This is a genomic window from Lysobacter sp. 2RAF19 (assembly GCF_052115395.1).
Classification (GTDB): Bacteria; Pseudomonadota; Gammaproteobacteria; order Xanthomonadales; family Xanthomonadaceae; genus Noviluteimonas.
In genome coordinates this window covers 442,953-458,235 of record NZ_JBFRGO010000003.1, presented here as the reverse complement: position 1 = coordinate 458,235, position 15,283 = coordinate 442,953, and the positions used below count along the sequence as shown (strand labels likewise).

Genomic DNA, 15,283 nt, shown 5'->3' with positions numbered 1-15,283 from the left:
CTCCTCGCTGGGGTGGATGGAAAGGGCCGCTCCCGGGGGGAGGCCTGCCCGTTTCATCTCGTTCGACGAGTGGGGGCGGCGCGGATCGACACGCGCCGCGAATTTATTTTCCGTCGCGCTCCCGGCGCCAGACCCCGAGGATGGCGGCGGCGCTCCGGGCGGCATCGGCCTGCGTCGTGGCCCAGTTGGAGACCGAGATGCGCATGGCGCCCCTGCCCTGCCAGGTCGTCCCGGCGAGCCAGCACGTGCCTTCCTGCTGCACGCCGGCGATCACCCGCCGGGTGCGTTCGTCGTCGTCGCCAAAACGCACCAGCACCTGGTTGAGGACCACGTCGGTGAGGATCTGTACGCCCGCTTCCTGCGCGAGGGCAGCGGCCATTTCGCGCGCACGGGCGCACAGGCCATCGACCAGGCGCGCGGTGCCTTCCCGGCCCAGCGCCCGCAGGTTCGCGTACACCGGCACGCCGCGCGCGCGGCGCGAGAAGTCGGGCACCCAGTCGACGGCATCGCGCTCGGGGCCCTTGGTCTGCACCAGGTAGGCCGCCGCGGTGGTCATCGCCGCGCGATGGTCTTCGCGCGATTTGACCAGCGCCACGCCGCAGTCGTAGGGAACGTTGAGCCATTTGTGCGCGTCGGTGGCCCAGGAATCGGCGAGCTCCACGCCGTCGACCAAGGCGCGCGTCGCATCGCTCGCACTCGCGCGCGCCCATAAGCCGAAGGCGCCGTCGATGTGCAGCCACGCGCCGTGCGCGTTGCATGCTTCGCCGATCTCGCGCAACGGATCGAATGCACCGGTATTCACGTTGCCCGCCTGCGCGCAGACGATCGTCGGGCCTTCGAGCGTGGCCAGCAGCGCGCGCAATGCCTCGGGTTCCATGCGGCCCTGCGCGTCGGACGGAATACGCCTGATACAGCGCGTGCCCAGTCCGAGATAGCGCAACGCGACATCGATGGTGATGTGCGATTCGGCCGAGGCCACGACGTTGATCCGCGGCGCGCCCTGCAAGCCGTCAGCTTCGACATCCCAGCCCACGCGCCGCAACACGCCGTGGCGCGCGGCGGCCAGGCACGTGAGGTTCGCCATCTGGCAGCCGGTGACGAAACCCACGCCGCAATCGCGCGGCAGATCGAACACGTCCAGCAACCACTCGCCCGCAACTTCCTCGACGACCGAAACCAAGGGCGAGATCACGTAGATGCCGGCGTTCTGGTCCCACGTCGATACGAGCCAATCGGCCGCGAGCGACACCGGCGTCGATCCACCGATCACGAACCCGAAGTAGCGCGGCGAGTTGCAGGCCACCGCCCCGCGCGGCGCCTGCGATGCGAGCAGGTCGAGCACGGCCTCCGGTGCTTCGCCTTCGACGGACAGCGGCGCGCGCAAGGCGGCCATCAGTTCGTCGCGGCTCGCGGTGGAGCCGACGCGGCGTTCGGGCAGCGCGTGCAGATAGTCGAGCGCATGCGCGTGGGCGCGCGAGAGCAGATCGTCGTAGGGCGCGGTCATGTCCGGTTTGCCTCGATCACGTAGTCGCTCATTCCGTCGGCCAGCTCGACTTCGCCGAGGAACACCTTGCCCGCCGCATGCTCCTGCGCCAGCAGCGCGGCCTCTTCGGCATTGTGGCTGCGCACGATGATGTCGATGTTCGGATTCAGGGTGCGCGCGACTTCCGACATTTGCCGCACGCTGAAGGTGTCTGGCGTGGCGACGATGAGCCAGCGCGCACCGGTGATGTGCGCCTGCGCGAGGGTCGCCGCTTCGGAGGCATCGCCCGAGACGGCCGCGAACCCTTGCGCTCGCAGTTGCTCCACGCGCTCGCGGTTCTGCTCTGCGACGACAACGGGGATCCCGCCCGCGGTCAACTGCTGCGCGATGCGCTTGCCCACGCGGCCGTAGCCGACGAGCACGGCATGGCCGGAGAGGTATTTCGCGTCCGTGGTCATCGGCAGCGCAGCCATGGGGTCGACCGGTTGTTCCAGGCGCCGCGCGAGGGCCGAACGTTTGCGGATCGCCTTCTGCAGCGGCTCGATCGCGGCGAACAACAACGGATTGAGCGCGATGGAAATGATCGCGCCGGCCAGCACCAGGCTGTTGCCCTCCTTCGGCAACACGCCCAGCGACACGCCCAGGCCCGCGAGGATGAAGGAGAACTCGCCGATCTGGGCCAGGCTCGCCGACACGGTGAGGGCCGTGTTGAGCGGATAGCGCAGCAACAACACCAGCAGCGCGGCGGCGAGGGTCTTGCCGAACACGATGATCGCCACGACCGCCAGCACCCGCAGCGGTTCGTGCACGATCACCATCGGGTCGAACAACATGCCGACCGAGACGAAGAACAACACCGCGAAGGCATCGCGCAGCGGCAGCGACTCCTCGGCCGCGCGATGCGAGAACTCCGATTCGCGCAGCACCATGCCCGCGAAGAACGCGCCGAGCGCGAAGGACACGCCGAACAATTCCGCCGCGCCGAACGCGATGCCCACCGCGCATGCCACCACCGCCAGCGTGAACAGTTCGCGCGACCCGGTCTGCGCCACCCACCACAGCATGCGCGGGAGCACTTTGCGGCCGGCGACCAGCATCACCACGAGGAACGCTGTCACCTTCAACAGCGTGGTGCCCAGCGCGAGCCACAGGTTGGCGCCGCCTTCGGGCGCCGCCGTGCCCCCCAATGCGCCGGCGATCGGCGGCAACAGGACGAGCACCAGCACCATCGCCAGGTCCTCGACCACGAGCCAACCCACCGCGATGCGGCCGTTCATCGAATCCAGTACGCCGCGCGCCTCCAGCGCGCGCAGCAGCACCACGGTGCTGGCCACCGACAAGGCGAGCCCGAAAATGATCGCCGCGCCCCACGACCAACCCCATTGATGCGCGACCAGTGCGCCCAGGCCCGTCGCCGCCGCGATCTGCAGCACCGCGCCGGGCAACGCGACCTTGCGCACGTCCAGCAAGTCCTGCAACGAGAAATGCAGGCCGACGCCGAACATCAGCAGCATCACGCCGATTTCGGCCAGTTCGGCCGCAAGGCCCGTATCGGCGACGAACCCGGGCGTGAAAGGCCCGATCAGCAAACCCGCGAGCAAGTAACCCACCAGCGCCGGCAACCGCAGGCGCGCGGCGATGAAACCGAGGATCAACGCCGCGCCGAACGCGGTCGCCAACGTCGAAATGAGTGTCAGGCCATGGGGCATCGTGCAGGGGATCCTCGGTTCACGCGCGACTCACGCGGGCTACGACTCTACAACCTGAACGCGACAAGGGCTTCACGCGAATTCTCAGAATCGATTCAGCGCTACGGCCGCCAACTGCACACAGTTCCATCAACCCACAGGTGTGCCATGCGTTTCGAACGGAATCTCATCCTCGCAGGCGCCATCGGCCTGGTCCTCGCCGGTGGCCTGGTCGCGCCCGATGCCTCGGCGCGCCAGAACGACAAGCAGCACCAGGATGCGGAGAAGGACAAGCATTCCCCGCAGAAAGCGCACCCCGAGGCGCAGAAGCACAACGACCAGGCGCGCCAGCAGGCCGAGCAGCGCCAGAAGGCGCAGCAGCACCAGCAGGCCGAACAGCGCCAGGCGCAGCAGCGCGAGCAGGCCCAGCATCGCGAGGCGCAACAGCGCCAGGCGCAGCAGCGCGAGCAGGCCCAGCATCGCGAGGCGCAACAGCGCCAGGCCCAGCAGCGCGAACAGGCGCAGCATCGCGACGCCGAACGTCGCCAGGCCGACGCACGTCGCGAGGCCGAGCATCGCCAGGCGCAACAGCGCAATGAAGCCCAGCATCGCCAGGCCGAAGCCCGGGACGAAGCGCAGCGTCGCCAGGCCGATGCGCGCCGCGACGCGCAGCATCGCGCCGACCTCCAGCACCAGGCCGATCGCCGGGAAGCGCAGCAACGCAATGTCGCGCACCAGCGGGAAGTCACCGAAGCGCAGCGCCAGCGCATGAGCCAGATGCAGCGCCAGCGCGAAATCGACTATCGCAACTACATGGCCGCGCGTCGCACCGCCGAGCACAACCGCATCGCCGCGCTCCAGGCGCAGCGCCGCTCGCAGCAGTACGCCTACCAGCAGTGGTACTGGCAGCAGCAGCTGGCGCAGCAGCAGCGCCTGGCCGCGCAGAACTATGCGCGCGATGCGTACTGGAATGCGCCGGTGTCCTATCGCTACGTCCGCGACGGCCGCTACTACGACGCCAACCGCTACCAGGCCGAGCTGCTGCAACAGGCCGTGCGCGAGGGTTACCAGATGGGCGTGCGCGCCGGCATGGCCGACCGCCGCGACGGCTGGCGCAGCGACTGGCGCAACAACTTCGCCTACCAGGACGCGAGCTACGGTTACACCGGGTATTACGTCGACCGCAGCGAGTACAACCACTACTTCCGCGAGGGTTTCCAGCGCGGTTACGAGGATTCCTACGGCAACGACTACCGCTACGGCACCTATAACGGCAACGGCGACAACTACGACTTCGGCAACAACAACGGCAACGACAACATCGCGGTCATCCTGACCAGCGTGCTGCAGTCGATCCTCGGCTTGCAGCAGTACTGACGCTCAGTCGTCTTCGTCTTCGAAGACGTCGTCGAAGCCCACGGTGGCGACTGCATCCTCCTGCGGATCCACGGGATCCAGGAGGGTGTAGGCGTCTTCTTCGCGCGAGCGGATGCGGCGCGACACCGGATACGCCTCCAATGCCGGTTGCGGCATGCGCGCGAGGAAACGCTGCGGAAACCAGGGGCCTTCGATCCAGTCGGCGATTTTCGCCGCCTCGACGAACACCGGGCCATCGGGCACGAGCGGCGGCGGTATCGCCGCGTTGCCCGCAGTGAGCACCGCGAAGGAATATACGTGCGGCTCCGCGCGATGCCAGTGATCCCACAGGCCCGCCGCGAACAACACCTGCCCCGCCTGCGACTGGATGAAATACGGCTGCGCCGGCGACACGCTCCGATCCCACTTGTAGTACCCGTTCAAGGGCACGATGCAGCGCCGTTGTTCCCACGGGCGCTTGAAGATCCGGCTGCGCGGCGCGCGATCCAGGCGCGCGGTGACCGTCGTGTATTTCGTCTCCGGCAACTTCGACCAACTCGGGATCAGGCCCCAGTCGAAGTCTTCGACGACCAAGCCTTCGCCGCGATCGAGCAACACCGCGGCAGGTTTGCACACCGCGATGTTGAAACGGTCGGGGCACGCGGCAAGCGCCGACACCAGCGCCTTGGGCAAGCCACGCGGGAAGCTCTCTTCGGAAAAGGACTGCACGAATCGGCGCATGCGACCGATCCTCCGCCGTCGCATGTCTTCGCACAGTCGCGCGCAAGCTCTGCAGTAAATCCGCAACGCGCATTCACGTCGGCACAACACGCGGCGGCGCTGAATCTCCCACCCCGCAGCACGTTCCTGCACGCCGCCCACGGAGCGTCGCATGTTCGTCCGTCGTGTCCTCACCGTCGTGCTGTTCGCGAGCGCGGCGTGCGCCCCCGCCCTGGCGGGCAACGGTGCGCTCAACGTCGGCGCCAACGTCGTCTCGCACCGGCCCGCGGTGCAGGCACCAGCCGACTTCCCCCTGCCCGCACGCAGCCAACGACTGACGTCCAACGCATTCGGCGGCAGCTGGTACGTGCCCGATGCCGTGGAAACGACGGCGGCGTTCTATCGCAACGCGATGGTGCAGCGCGGCTATCGCGTCCTGACCGACGACGCCCGCCCCGATGCCGTGCGCCTGCATTGGGAACGCGGCGGCGAACGCGTCGAGATCCGCCTGCAGCCCGTGCTGGGTGATCACGCGGCGACCCGTCTGATCTTCAGCGCGAACGCCGGCTGATCCAGAAACGTCCGTCACCGAATCGCCGGCAGACCCGCTAACGTCGAGCCTCCTCCGACACAGGCGCTGCGCATGCGTTGTCCCCACTGCCCCGACGCGACCCTGATGATGACCGACCGCCAAGGCATCGAGATCGACTACTGCCCGCAATGCCGCGGCGTGTGGCTCGATCGCGGCGAGCTCGACAAACTCCTCGAGCGCGCTTCCAAATCCGTTGCCGCCTCCGTTCCGCAAGCGCCGCAACCTGCGTACGCGCCGCACCCGCATCACCCGCACGGCCAGCCCTACTACAAGAAAAAGAAGCACTGGCTGAGCGAAATCTTCGACTGATCCACGATAACCGGAGCGACTGCAACAGGACGCGCAAGGGGCTAGCGGAACCGCACCGTCGGCCGCAGCGACTCGCCGCATCCGCAGGGTCCGTCCACGCAATAGCGCACCGCGCCCTGCAAGGCCGCCAGGCAACCGGCTTCGTCGATCGCGGTCGCGGCGATCTCCACTTCGCCCGTGGGGTCGCGCAGCCAGATGATGTCGCGCAGGAGGTCGGGCCGCAGCACCACGCGCCCCACGCGCGCGCTATGTCCCCGGCGCAAGGCCCAGCACACCTGCGCGACATCGACGGCTTCGACGCCACACACGGCCGTATGTCTCAGTTCGACCGCGCGGCGACAGCGTCGAACATCTCCGACGCCAGTGCCTGCCGCGCCAAGCACACCAGCAGGGTGCGTGCGCGCGTGGACGCATCCACCTCGCGTTCGTCCATGTCGCGCGCGGCGAACCGCGCCATCTCGCGCAACCATTCCGAGGTCTGCGATTCGATCAGGCGTTCGATCCACCCCGGCCCGCCGTGATCGAGCAAGGTCGCCACGACGCCCGCCGCCGCGGCGAGCGCCTCTTCGGACGAACGACCCGTCAGCAGGAACACGGCACGCAGGCTCTTGAGCGCGTTGTCGCTGGCACGGACGAAATCGGGGCGGTCATCGACGTCTTGCATGGCACGGGCCTTCCATCGGGGGTGATGGGAAGGTGCACCTGCAACGCGCCCGCGTCAGTCGTCCCTTGGGGCAACCGGGTGCAAGCCGAATGAAGTTGACTGGGTAGGACGAATCCTAGGGTGCTGCGGACGCGCGCCTATCGTTCCCCGTACGCAAGCCCGACCATCATCTCGGCGAAGTGTGCAACGCCGACTTCGCCCTCTTCGTGGGCGCCGCGATTCCTACTCCTCGGCGCGCGAAGGCCCCACGCACAGCGCGCATTGCCGCCCGCGACGCGTGTTTTCGATGCGGCCGAGGGTGTAGATCCACGCACTGATCCCGCCCCAGACCAAGGCTTCGCTCACGGCGTAATGCAGCGGGTGGTCGCGCAGGACGTGGGACAGGAAGATCAGCGGCGCGGTGACGGAAAAGGAAGCGAACAACCAGCGGAGCCAGGGCATGTCGGGTATTCCGGTCGAGGGTCGATGACAGGGACGCCCGCCCGCGCCGGATGTGACCGCCCTACTCCATCGCCGGCAACAGCTTCTCCGTGAACAGCTTGAAGGTCAGCAGGTGCGGCTGGCGTTCGTTGTAGTTGGTGGTCGTGATGACCACGACCGCCCGCTTGTCGGGCACGAGGAACACCGCATTGCCGCCCTGGCCGGCCATCGCCGGGTAGGTGCGAATGTCCTTTCCGACCGGCACCTTCATCAGCCACCACAGGTAACCGTAATCCGCTTCCTCGCGCGCGCTGGCCTGCGCGCTCAGCGAGGCCTCGACCCACTCGGCGGGGACGACTTGCTTGCCATTCGCACGCCCGCCGTCGAGATACAGCTGCCCGATCTTCCACAGATCCCGCGTGCGCAGCCCGAGGCCACCACCGGCCTGCGCCAGGCCGAGCGGCGAGAACTGCCATTCGGGCTGTTCGATCCCGATCGGCGTGAACAGGCGCCGCTGCGCGTAGTCCTGCAACGGCTCGCCGACGGCGGTCTGCACCACTTCGCCCAGCGTGGTGACGCCCGCGGTGCAATAGCGGAAGCTGCGACCGTGCGGCGCGTCCTTCGGCTTCGGCATCCATGCCGGAAAACCCTGCACCGGCAGGTCCGCCCAGAACTGCACCCAATCCTCGACGATGTACATGCGCTCTTCATTGCCGCGCGAGAACTGGTTGTCGTCGTCGCACTCCACGAGCGCGGACATCGTCAGCAGATCTTCGACGGTGATCGCTTCCTTGCGCGGATCGGGATTGAGCATGCGCTGCCTGCGCGCGGGCGGCAGCAGGTCGAACACACGCGCCTGCTTGCCGGGGATCTTGCCGTCGGCGATCGCCAGTCCCGCGAGGATGCCCGCGACGGTCTTGGTCGCCGAGCGTGTGTTGCGACGCGCCTGCGCGCCGCCTTCGTCGAAGTAATGTTCGTAGACGACCTTCCCGTCCTGCGCCACGAGCACGCTCGTGATCGCCTTGAAGTCGCCGTTTTCGACGGCCCGGGTCGCGGGCGCGAACGCGTCCTGCGCCTGCGCGGCCAAGGGAAGCAACACGCACATCGCCATCAGGCACCAACGCGGCATCGACCATCTCCTGCAAGGAAGATCGCAGGCTAGCACCGCCGCAACAGGCGTTCTTGTATCCGCGCAACCTCGCCACGACCCAGGGCCAGACGCCGGAATGCGCCCGGTGTCATGCCGAATTCGGCGACGAAACACCGGTGCAGGTGGCTCTGATCGACGAACCCCAGCGCGGCCGCCGCCTCCACCACCGAGCGACCGTGCGCAATCTCCGACAAGGCGCGATGCAGGCGCCGCTGCCGGATCCAGTCGCTCGGCGCCTGACCGAAGCGCCGGCGGAACATGCGCGCCAGGTATACCGGGTGCAGGTCCACGAGCGTGGCCAGTTCGCGAATCGAAGGCGGCGCGGACAAATCGGCGTCGAGGCGTTCGACCACGCGATCGAGCACCGCATCGGCGCGAGCGCTCGCCCGCTGCGCATCCGCATCGGCGAACAACTCGGCGACGATCGCTTCGACCGCCAGCGGCGAGGTCGCCTCCCATCGCCACAACTCCGGCAGCAAGCGCATCGCCCGGCGCAGGGCGCGGCGATCCAGGCGCACGGAGGCGTCCGGTGCTTGAATCCCGCCCGAAAACCGCTGCCAGGCAGCGAGCGGCATCGTCAGCGTGAGAAACAAGCCTTCAAGCGACTTGAAGCGATCCCGATGCTCGGTCCCCGGTGGATTGAAGATCAGCGCAGGCTCCACGCACACCGCCGGCATGCCGCGCGCATCGCTCGCATACGGACCGGCGAGCAACAGCACCAGGTGCATGTCGTCGTGCTGGTGGTGATGGATGTCGTGCTCGGGAATCGTGGGCCGCAATTGCGCCAGGGCGATGTCGGCGGTCGCCTGCTGGCGCACGCAGTGGCCCAGGACGCCGAGGGAGATGGGGGATGGCATGGCGCCCGTGTTTTAGCACGCCGCGCCGGCTTACATCGCGATTCCGCCTTCCAGTTTCGAAGGCGCCGGCAACGCGATCTCGCCCAGCATCTCGCGCAGGTCGAGCTCGACCTCCTCGCAGATCTTCGTGATCGGCACGTCGTTGGCGCCGCCTTCGAAGGGGTTCTCGGTGCTCGCGCCGACTTCGTCGAGGGAGACATACATCCACGAGATGACCAGGCTCAGCGGAATGGCCAACCACACCGCGTACTCGCCGGCCCGACCGCCGATGGTGCTGCCCAGGCGCGCCAGCTCGCTGATCATCCCGAAGGGCAGCAACACACTCAGGATCTTGACGAACGCCGAATGGATGAATGCGAATTGCCGCGGATACGGGTAGTTCTTGATGCGCTCCACCTTGCCCTGCAAATCGCCGAATTCCCGCGTCGCGCGCTGCACTTCGGCGAATGCGTTCGCCGGAATCACGCCCGCATCCAGCAATCGCTTGGCGTCGGCGCCCTGCATCGCCAACACCTGCCAGGGTGGATTGCGCGCTTCGAGCACCAGCGCGGCTTCCTCCGGCGCCAAGAAGCGCGAAAGCTCGAAGGTCAGCGTCTGCGCATGCTCCGGCACCGTGTAGTACTTCTGCCATTCGATGAAGTTCGCCTTGTCGTGCTGCTCCCACGGCTTGTGCTTGCGCAATTCATGGCGCAGCGCGGCGAGCCACGCCAGGTGCCGATTGATGAGCGCCCTGGCGGCATCGGCATCGGGCACCAAGTCGCGGCAACTGGCGCCGAAGGAGCGGCTGCTGCTCGCGATCGAGGCCCACAGCAATTGCGCATCCTGCATGCGACCGTAGGTCTGCAGGTTCTTGAACCCCGCCGACAGCGCGACCGTGGTGCCCAGCAGGAACACGATCGCGAAGGGAATCTGCAGGAAGCGCAGCCCCGCCACTTCGTACAGCAACACGGGCACCGTGCTGACGATGAGCAGCACGTAGATGCTGCGCCGCGTCCATAGCAGGAACTCGGACACGGTGTAGGAGCGTTCGATCAGCATGGCGCCTCTCCCGGTTCATGCATGGGGCGAGGTCACGCGCGGCGGCACCGGCCTGGTCCGCTCGATCCCGAACGCCGTGTACACCCAAAGGAAACCGAAGAAGCCGAAATACGCGGCCACCAGTACGCGCCCCAGGCCGTTCTCGACCGCAGCGACATTGGCGCCCGGCCCCAGCACCGCCGCGATCGCCGGCGTCGCCGCGCCCGCACCGATCGCGCCGAGCACCACGAACGCCACCGCGAACACACCCAGCGCGATCTTGAACCCCAGCCCGCGATACCGGATCGACCGCACCTTCCCGCGATCCAGCCACGGCATCGCGAACAGCAAACCGATCGCGCCGAACATCGTCGCCACGCCGAGCAGCTTGTGCGGGATCACGCGCAACATCGCGTAGAACGGGGTGAAGTACCACACCGGCTTGATGTGTTCGGGCGTGACCAGGCGATTGGCCTGCGCGAAGTTGTCGTGCTCGAGGAACCAGCCGCCGAAGGTGGGCGCGAAGAAGATCACGAAGGCCGCGAGGACCAGGAACGCGCTCGCGATCAGCAGGTCTTCGAACGAGTAATACGGGTGGAACGGGATGCCGTCGAGCGGATTGCCGTCGGGGCCCGGCGTATCGGCGATCTCCACGCCCTCGGGGTTATTCGAGCCGACTTCGTGCAGCGCCAGGATGTGCATCACCACCAGCAACAACAACACCAGCGGCAAGGCGATGACATGCAACGCGAAGAAGCGGTTGAGCGTCGCATCGCTCGGCAGGTAATCGCCCATGATCCATTCGGTCAGGTCGTGGCCGACCACGGGGATGGCCCCGAACAGCGAAATGATCACCTTCGCGCCCCAGAACGACATCTGGCCCCAGGGCAGCACGTAACCGACGAAGGCCTCGGCCATGAGCACCAGGTACACCACCATCCCGAGGATCCACACCAGCTCGCGCGGCTTCTTGTACGAGCCGTACATCAGGCTGCGGAACATGTGCAGGTAGACCACGACGAAGAACAGCGACGCGCCCGTGGAGTGCATGTAGCGGATCAGCCATCCCCACTCCACGTCGCGCATGATGTGTTCGACCGAGTCGAACGCACCCGCGGCCGAAGGCGCGTAATGCATCGTCAGGAAGATGCCGGTCAGCAACTGATTGACGAGCACCACGCCCGACAGCGCACCGAAGTAGTACCAGAGGTTGAGGTTCTTCGGCGCGTAATAGTCGGTGGTGTGCGCGGCGGTGAAGGACAACAGCGGGAGGCGCGCCTCGATCCAGGCGAGCACGCGGTTGTTCGGGCGGATCTTCCTGTAATGCAAGCTCATGGCGACACCTGGGTTTCGGGTGCCAGGACCACGGTGTGTTCGATGCCCTGGCGGAACATCTTTGCGTAGGGGCAGAAGCGCTCGGCCTGTCGCACCAGCTCGGCGGCGAGGCCACGCTCGACGCCCGGCAGGTGCGCGCGCAACTGCGCAGACAACAGGAACAGGCCGTCGATCGGGTCGCGCGCGAAGGTCACCGATGCCTCCACGCGCGCGTCGTGCACGACCACGCCACAACGCGTGGCGAGCAGGCTCATCACGCCATGGAAGCAGGCCGCGTAACCCGCGGCGAGCAATTCCTCGGGATTGCTGCCGCCGCCCTCCCCGCCCAGTTCGACCGGCAGGCGAAGTTGCGCGAGCAATGCGCCGTCGCCGGTCTGCACGACGCCCGACGCGCGCCCGTGCCCGGCCTCGCCTCCGGTGACGACCACGCGCCCCGTATACAGCGGCTGCGCCTGATCGCCGAAGAACTTGTCCAGCAACTGGGTCGACGGCGGCGTGGGCCGGGTCATGCGTTGGCCGATGGCGTCTGGCTGCCGTAGTCGGATTGCGCGAACCAACGGTCGAAATCCAGCGCACCCTGCCACGCTTGTCCCGCGGGGACGAGTGTCTCGTCGGTCAACTCGCCGCCGAAGTACAGCGCGTGCGGATCGGCGATCACGTCGCGCGAATCCTTCACGCGATCCATGAAGCGATGCGCCAACTCCGACAGCGGCGCGCGCTCGGGCCCGGCGATGTCGAGGCTCGCATTCGCCGGCGGCTGCAAGGCCGTGCGCGCGACGGCGTCGGCGACATCGTCCGCCGCGATCGGCTGGACGAGCGCCGAGGGCAGGCGCACGGTATTGCCTTCGGTCGCCGACTGGATGATGCCCGGCAGGAAATCGAAGAACTGCGTGGAATGCACGATGGTGTATGGCACGCCCGATGCGCGGATCAGGCCTTCCTGCGCGTCCTTCGCGCGGAAGTAGCCGTTCGCGCGCGTGTTCGTTCCGACGACCGACAACGCAACATGATGGCCGACGCCGGCGCGCATCTCCGCGGCCAGGATGTTCTTGCCGGCCGTCTCGAAGAACGACGTCGCCGAGGCTTCGTCGAAGGCCGGCGAATTGGAAAGATCGACGACGACGTTCGTGCCCTGCATCGCCGCCTCCAGGCCGTCGCCCGTGAGGATGTCGACGCCCGTCTGCGGCGAGGCCGCAATCACTTCGTGTCCCTGGACGCGCAAGCGTTGCACGACCTTGCTGCCGATGCGTCCGGTGCCACCGATGACGAGGATTTTCATGTTCGCTCTCCGTGTGTATCGCAAGCCTCGATGCTAGGAATCGTTGGCGCTTGCGAGTAGCCCCGCCATCGGCGCCAGCGTGTTGCTTTCCGCGCACCAATCGCGCGGCAGGGTGTCCAGGTCGATCCGGCGGATTTCGGTCGTCATGAAGTCGATGAACGCGCGCACGCGCTTGGGCAGCTGTTCGCGGCTGAGATAGCAGAGGTAATGCCCGCGATCGTCGGGCGCGTACTGGCGCAGGCAGCTCACCAGCCGGCCCTCGTGCAAGGCATCGCACGCCTGGTAGGCCGGCAGTTGCGCCAGGCCATCGCCGCGCAGCACCGCTTCCAGCGCCAGCTCCGCATCGTTGAACGTCAGCGCGCCATGCGGTGTTGCGGAGGTCGCCTTCCCGTCGACCTTGAACCACCACGGCTGCAAGCGCCCATTGGCCGCGCGCTGGTTGATGCAGGGGTGTTGCGCGAGATCCTCGACGGTCTCGGGCAAGCCGTGGCGCGCGGCGTACTCCGAGGAGGCGCACACCACCAGTTGCATCGGGATCAATTGCTTGGCGATCACCTGGCTGTCTTCGAGCGCACCCTCGCGAAACGCGACGTCGATGCGATCGTTGACCAGGTCCAGCGGCCGCTCGTCCAGCACCAGTTCGACCTCGACCTCCGGATACAGCGCGCGGAAACGCGACAGCAGCGGTGCGACCACCTTGCGACCGAAGCCGCAGGTCGCCGACACGCGCAGTTGTCCACGCGGCCCGCCTTCGCGCAGGTCGCGCATCTCCGCCATCGCCAGCAGGATGCGCTCCACGCCGGGGCGGCAGCCCTCGTAGAACCGCTCGCCTTCGGACGTCAGCGACGTCGAGCGCGTGGTGCGCGAAAACAGGCGCGCACCCAACTGCCCTTCCAGTTTCTGCACGCTTCGGCTGACCGCCGAGCGGCCGATGCCGAGCCGATCGGCCGCGCGCGCGAAGCTGCCTTCGGTCGCGACCGCGAGGAAAGCCACCACGCCGGCATAGCTGGTCGACAGGCTGTGGGTCAGCAGATCGTGCGCCGGGTCGTGCGCCTGCAACAAAGGACTCATGTTGGATCACCTTTCGAATCGGTTTCCGCGCGCGCAAATGCACGCACGACGCGTCGCGCCTCCGCCAGGTGCCGTGCACAGTCGTCCCTGTGCACGCCGGTCAGGCGTTCGACATCCGTATCGCTCGCATCGAACACCGCGTGCAGCAGGAACACCACGCGCGTGACCGGCGGCAGTTGCGCCAGCACGGCGAGGAATTCGGACCACACGCGTGCTGAGGGAGGCTGGTCCATGCCGGGAAGACGATTGGGCGCACGCACCTGTGACAGGCGATTGATGCCCCTCGCGCAACAGCCCGTGTCCGGACGAACGGCTACCGCTCGCGCGATGCCGGGCCTAGATTGCATCGCATCTCCAACCCGGAACCGCCCCATGTCCCTGCGCCTGGATTACAACGCCGCTTCGCCCGAGCTCACCAGGAAGTTCGCCGAAGTCAGCCTGCTCGCCCACAAGGGCGCCATCGAAACCTCGATCATCGACCTCATCAATATCCGCGCCTCGCAGATCAACGGCTGCGCGTTCTGCGTGGACATGCACAGCAAGGAAGCCACCATCCACGGCGAACGGCCGCTGCGGCTGTACCACATCGCGGTGTGGCGCGAATCCACGCTGTTCTCACCGCGCGAGCGCGCCGCGCTGGAGTGGACCGAAGCGCTGACCACGCTGCCGCCGCACGGCGTGCCGCAGGCGACCTTCGATGCCGTGCGCGAGCACCTGTCGGAGAAGGAGTTGGCCGACCTCACCTACTGCATCGTGACGATCAACGCATGGAACCGCATCAGCGTCGGTTTCACCGCGGTGCCGGGGTCGATGGACAAGGCCTACGGTCTGACGCGCGCCAATCTGTCCTGATCGGAGAGCCGCCATGCGTACACGCACCCTGGTCTCCCTCCTGCTGACGGCCGTGCTCGGCGTCGGCGTCGTCACCGCATCGCAATCGGCCGGCAACGCGCCGCCCGGGCCCAAGGTCACGCCGCTGATGACTCAGCCGTTGCCCGAATCTCCAGGCAAGGAAGCGCTGATGTTGCTCGTCGAATATCCGCCGGGCGCCGTCGAGCACAAGCATCGCCACGACGCGCACGCCTTCGTCTACGTGCTCGAAGGCCACATCGTGCTGGGCGTGCAGGGCCAGCCCGAGGTCCCGCTGGGCCCGGGCCAGACCTTCCACGAGGGCCCGAACGACATCCACACCGTCGGCCGCAACGCCAGCCAGGACAAACCGGCGAAATTCGTCGTGACCCTGATCAAGGACCGCGACAAGCCGGCGCTCATACCGGTGGAGTGAGCGGCGCGCCCGCCGGTCGCGACCGATGTCACAATGCGTCTTTCCAGATCGTCGATC

Annotated in this window: 20 protein-coding genes; 5 read left to right on the top strand and 15 right to left on the bottom strand. The window is 67.2% G+C overall.

Annotated features, from left to right (window positions below; translation table 11 throughout):
- Positions 1 to 103 precede the first annotated feature (103 nt).
- The 3 genes from AB4059_RS13675 to AB4059_RS13665 all read right to left on the bottom strand — a co-directional run bounded on the left by AB4059_RS13675 (position 104) and on the right by AB4059_RS13665 (position 4,011).
- Entirely contained in the window at positions 104 to 1,504 is a 1,401-nt protein-coding gene (locus AB4059_RS13675; RefSeq protein ID WP_498979604.1) for a pyridoxal phosphate-dependent decarboxylase family protein, read from the bottom strand.
- On the bottom strand, positions 1,501 to 3,192 hold the full coding sequence (locus AB4059_RS13670; protein WP_498979602.1) for a cation:proton antiporter domain-containing protein: 1,692 nt from the start codon (positions 3,190 to 3,192) through the stop codon (positions 1,501 to 1,503). Before AB4059_RS13670 ends, AB4059_RS13675 begins: the two co-directional genes overlap by 4 nt.
- Before the next feature lie 129 nt (positions 3,193 to 3,321).
- A complete protein-coding gene (locus AB4059_RS13665; RefSeq protein ID WP_498979600.1) occupies positions 3,322 to 4,011 on the bottom strand; it encodes a hypothetical protein in 690 nt (229 codons plus the stop codon).
- Here AB4059_RS13665 and AB4059_RS13660 point away from each other — a divergent pair.
- On the top strand, positions 3,940 to 4,548 hold the full coding sequence (locus tag AB4059_RS13660; RefSeq protein WP_498979598.1) for a hypothetical protein: 609 nt from the start codon (positions 3,940 to 3,942) through the stop codon (positions 4,546 to 4,548). The two genes, AB4059_RS13665 and AB4059_RS13660, sit on opposite strands and share 72 nt — an antisense overlap.
- Before the next feature lie 3 nt (positions 4,549 to 4,551).
- On the opposite strand, the gene AB4059_RS13655 is transcribed toward AB4059_RS13660, so the two are convergent.
- Positions 4,552 to 5,268, bottom strand: coding sequence for an SOS response-associated peptidase (locus AB4059_RS13655; protein WP_498979597.1), 717 nt, complete (start codon positions 5,266 to 5,268; stop codon positions 4,552 to 4,554).
- A gap of 151 nt (positions 5,269 to 5,419) precedes the next feature.
- Between AB4059_RS13655 and AB4059_RS13650 the strand changes: the two genes are divergently transcribed.
- Both AB4059_RS13650 and AB4059_RS13645 read left to right on the top strand, forming a co-directional pair.
- Positions 5,420 to 5,818: a hypothetical protein gene (locus tag AB4059_RS13650; protein ID WP_498979595.1), complete on the top strand. Its 399-nt coding sequence runs from the start codon at positions 5,420 to 5,422 to the stop codon at positions 5,816 to 5,818.
- 72 nt (positions 5,819 to 5,890) lie between these two features.
- Entirely contained in the window at positions 5,891 to 6,148 is a 258-nt protein-coding gene (locus AB4059_RS13645) for a TFIIB-type zinc ribbon-containing protein (protein ID WP_498979593.1), read from the top strand.
- A 41-nt stretch (positions 6,149 to 6,189) separates the two neighbouring features.
- Here AB4059_RS13645 and AB4059_RS13640 read toward each other — a convergent pair whose 3' ends face one another.
- The 11 genes from AB4059_RS13640 to AB4059_RS13590 all read right to left on the bottom strand — a co-directional run bounded on the left by AB4059_RS13640 (position 6,190) and on the right by AB4059_RS13590 (position 14,174).
- Complete coding sequence (locus AB4059_RS13640; protein ID WP_498979592.1) at positions 6,190 to 6,456, bottom strand: hypothetical protein; 267 nt, start codon at positions 6,454 to 6,456, stop codon at positions 6,190 to 6,192.
- Between the two features lie 11 nt (positions 6,457 to 6,467).
- The gene (locus AB4059_RS13635; protein ID WP_498979591.1) at positions 6,468 to 6,812 is read right to left on the bottom strand and encodes a hypothetical protein; all 345 of its coding nucleotides are present in this window, start codon (positions 6,810 to 6,812) and stop codon (positions 6,468 to 6,470) included.
- Between the two features lie 222 nt (positions 6,813 to 7,034).
- Complete coding sequence (locus AB4059_RS13630) at positions 7,035 to 7,253, bottom strand: hypothetical protein (RefSeq protein WP_498979589.1); 219 nt, start codon at positions 7,251 to 7,253, stop codon at positions 7,035 to 7,037.
- Positions 7,254 to 7,314: 61 nt separating this feature from the next.
- The gene (locus tag AB4059_RS13625; RefSeq protein WP_498979588.1) at positions 7,315 to 8,361 is read right to left on the bottom strand and encodes a serine hydrolase domain-containing protein; all 1,047 of its coding nucleotides are present in this window, start codon (positions 8,359 to 8,361) and stop codon (positions 7,315 to 7,317) included.
- 29 nt (positions 8,362 to 8,390) lie between these two features.
- On the bottom strand, positions 8,391 to 9,239 hold the full coding sequence (locus AB4059_RS13620) for a helix-turn-helix transcriptional regulator (RefSeq protein WP_498979586.1): 849 nt from the start codon (positions 9,237 to 9,239) through the stop codon (positions 8,391 to 8,393).
- Between the two features lie 30 nt (positions 9,240 to 9,269).
- Positions 9,270 to 10,277 (bottom strand): bestrophin family protein, encoded by a 1,008-nt coding sequence (locus AB4059_RS13615; RefSeq protein WP_498979584.1) that lies wholly within the window; start codon positions 10,275 to 10,277, stop codon positions 9,270 to 9,272.
- 15 nt (positions 10,278 to 10,292) lie between these two features.
- Complete coding sequence (locus tag AB4059_RS13610) at positions 10,293 to 11,591, bottom strand: cytochrome b (protein WP_498979583.1); 1,299 nt, start codon at positions 11,589 to 11,591, stop codon at positions 10,293 to 10,295.
- Positions 11,588 to 12,100 (bottom strand): OsmC family protein, encoded by a 513-nt coding sequence (locus AB4059_RS13605; RefSeq protein WP_498979581.1) that lies wholly within the window; start codon positions 12,098 to 12,100, stop codon positions 11,588 to 11,590. The genes AB4059_RS13610 and AB4059_RS13605 overlap by 4 nt, the downstream gene beginning before the upstream one ends.
- Entirely contained in the window at positions 12,097 to 12,870 is a 774-nt protein-coding gene (locus AB4059_RS13600; protein ID WP_498979580.1) for an SDR family oxidoreductase, read from the bottom strand. The genes AB4059_RS13605 and AB4059_RS13600 overlap by 4 nt, the downstream gene beginning before the upstream one ends.
- Before the next feature lie 33 nt (positions 12,871 to 12,903).
- Positions 12,904 to 13,941 (bottom strand): LysR family transcriptional regulator, encoded by a 1,038-nt coding sequence (locus tag AB4059_RS13595; RefSeq protein WP_498979578.1) that lies wholly within the window; start codon positions 13,939 to 13,941, stop codon positions 12,904 to 12,906.
- Complete coding sequence (locus AB4059_RS13590; protein ID WP_498979577.1) at positions 13,938 to 14,174, bottom strand: sigma factor-like helix-turn-helix DNA-binding protein; 237 nt, start codon at positions 14,172 to 14,174, stop codon at positions 13,938 to 13,940. The genes AB4059_RS13595 and AB4059_RS13590 overlap by 4 nt, the downstream gene beginning before the upstream one ends.
- A gap of 139 nt (positions 14,175 to 14,313) precedes the next feature.
- Between AB4059_RS13590 and AB4059_RS13585 the strand changes: the two genes are divergently transcribed.
- Positions 14,314 to 14,793, top strand: a complete 480-nt coding sequence (locus AB4059_RS13585; protein WP_498979576.1) for a carboxymuconolactone decarboxylase family protein — start codon at positions 14,314 to 14,316, stop codon at positions 14,791 to 14,793.
- 13 nt (positions 14,794 to 14,806) lie between these two features.
- Positions 14,807 to 15,226, top strand: coding sequence for a cupin domain-containing protein (locus AB4059_RS13580; RefSeq protein WP_498979575.1), 420 nt, complete (start codon positions 14,807 to 14,809; stop codon positions 15,224 to 15,226).
- Positions 15,227 to 15,283 lie beyond the last annotated feature (57 nt).

Excerpts from the sequence above, each read along its gene's own strand:
- AB4059_RS13675 (WP_498979604.1), bottom strand. The coding sequence starts at position 1,504 with ATGACCGCGCCCTACGACGATCTGCTCTCGCGCGCCCACGCGCATGCG.
- AB4059_RS13670 (WP_498979602.1), bottom strand. The coding sequence starts at position 3,192 with ATGCCCCATGGCCTGACACTCATTTCGACGTTGGCGACCGCGTTCGGC.
- AB4059_RS13660 (WP_498979598.1), top strand. The coding sequence starts at position 3,940 with ATGAGCCAGATGCAGCGCCAGCGCGAAATCGACTATCGCAACTACATG.
- AB4059_RS13655 (WP_498979597.1), bottom strand. The coding sequence starts at position 5,268 with ATGCGCCGATTCGTGCAGTCCTTTTCCGAAGAGAGCTTCCCGCGTGGC.
- AB4059_RS13650 (WP_498979595.1), top strand. The coding sequence starts at position 5,420 with ATGTTCGTCCGTCGTGTCCTCACCGTCGTGCTGTTCGCGAGCGCGGCG.
- AB4059_RS13645 (WP_498979593.1), top strand. The coding sequence starts at position 5,891 with ATGCGTTGTCCCCACTGCCCCGACGCGACCCTGATGATGACCGACCGC.
- AB4059_RS13635 (WP_498979591.1), bottom strand. The coding sequence starts at position 6,812 with ATGCAAGACGTCGATGACCGCCCCGATTTCGTCCGTGCCAGCGACAAC.
- AB4059_RS13630 (WP_498979589.1), bottom strand. The coding sequence starts at position 7,253 with ATGCCCTGGCTCCGCTGGTTGTTCGCTTCCTTTTCCGTCACCGCGCCG.
- AB4059_RS13625 (WP_498979588.1), bottom strand. The coding sequence starts at position 8,361 with ATGCCGCGTTGGTGCCTGATGGCGATGTGCGTGTTGCTTCCCTTGGCC.
- AB4059_RS13620 (WP_498979586.1), bottom strand. The coding sequence starts at position 9,239 with ATGCCATCCCCCATCTCCCTCGGCGTCCTGGGCCACTGCGTGCGCCAG.
- AB4059_RS13615 (WP_498979584.1), bottom strand. The coding sequence starts at position 10,277 with ATGCTGATCGAACGCTCCTACACCGTGTCCGAGTTCCTGCTATGGACG.
- AB4059_RS13610 (WP_498979583.1), bottom strand. The coding sequence starts at position 11,591 with ATGAGCTTGCATTACAGGAAGATCCGCCCGAACAACCGCGTGCTCGCC.
- AB4059_RS13605 (WP_498979581.1), bottom strand. The coding sequence starts at position 12,100 with ATGACCCGGCCCACGCCGCCGTCGACCCAGTTGCTGGACAAGTTCTTC.
- AB4059_RS13600 (WP_498979580.1), bottom strand. The coding sequence starts at position 12,870 with ATGAAAATCCTCGTCATCGGTGGCACCGGACGCATCGGCAGCAAGGTC.
- AB4059_RS13595 (WP_498979578.1), bottom strand. The coding sequence starts at position 13,941 with ATGAGTCCTTTGTTGCAGGCGCACGACCCGGCGCACGATCTGCTGACC.
- AB4059_RS13590 (WP_498979577.1), bottom strand. The coding sequence starts at position 14,174 with ATGGACCAGCCTCCCTCAGCACGCGTGTGGTCCGAATTCCTCGCCGTG.
- AB4059_RS13585 (WP_498979576.1), top strand. The coding sequence starts at position 14,314 with ATGTCCCTGCGCCTGGATTACAACGCCGCTTCGCCCGAGCTCACCAGG.
- AB4059_RS13580 (WP_498979575.1), top strand. The coding sequence starts at position 14,807 with ATGCGTACACGCACCCTGGTCTCCCTCCTGCTGACGGCCGTGCTCGGC.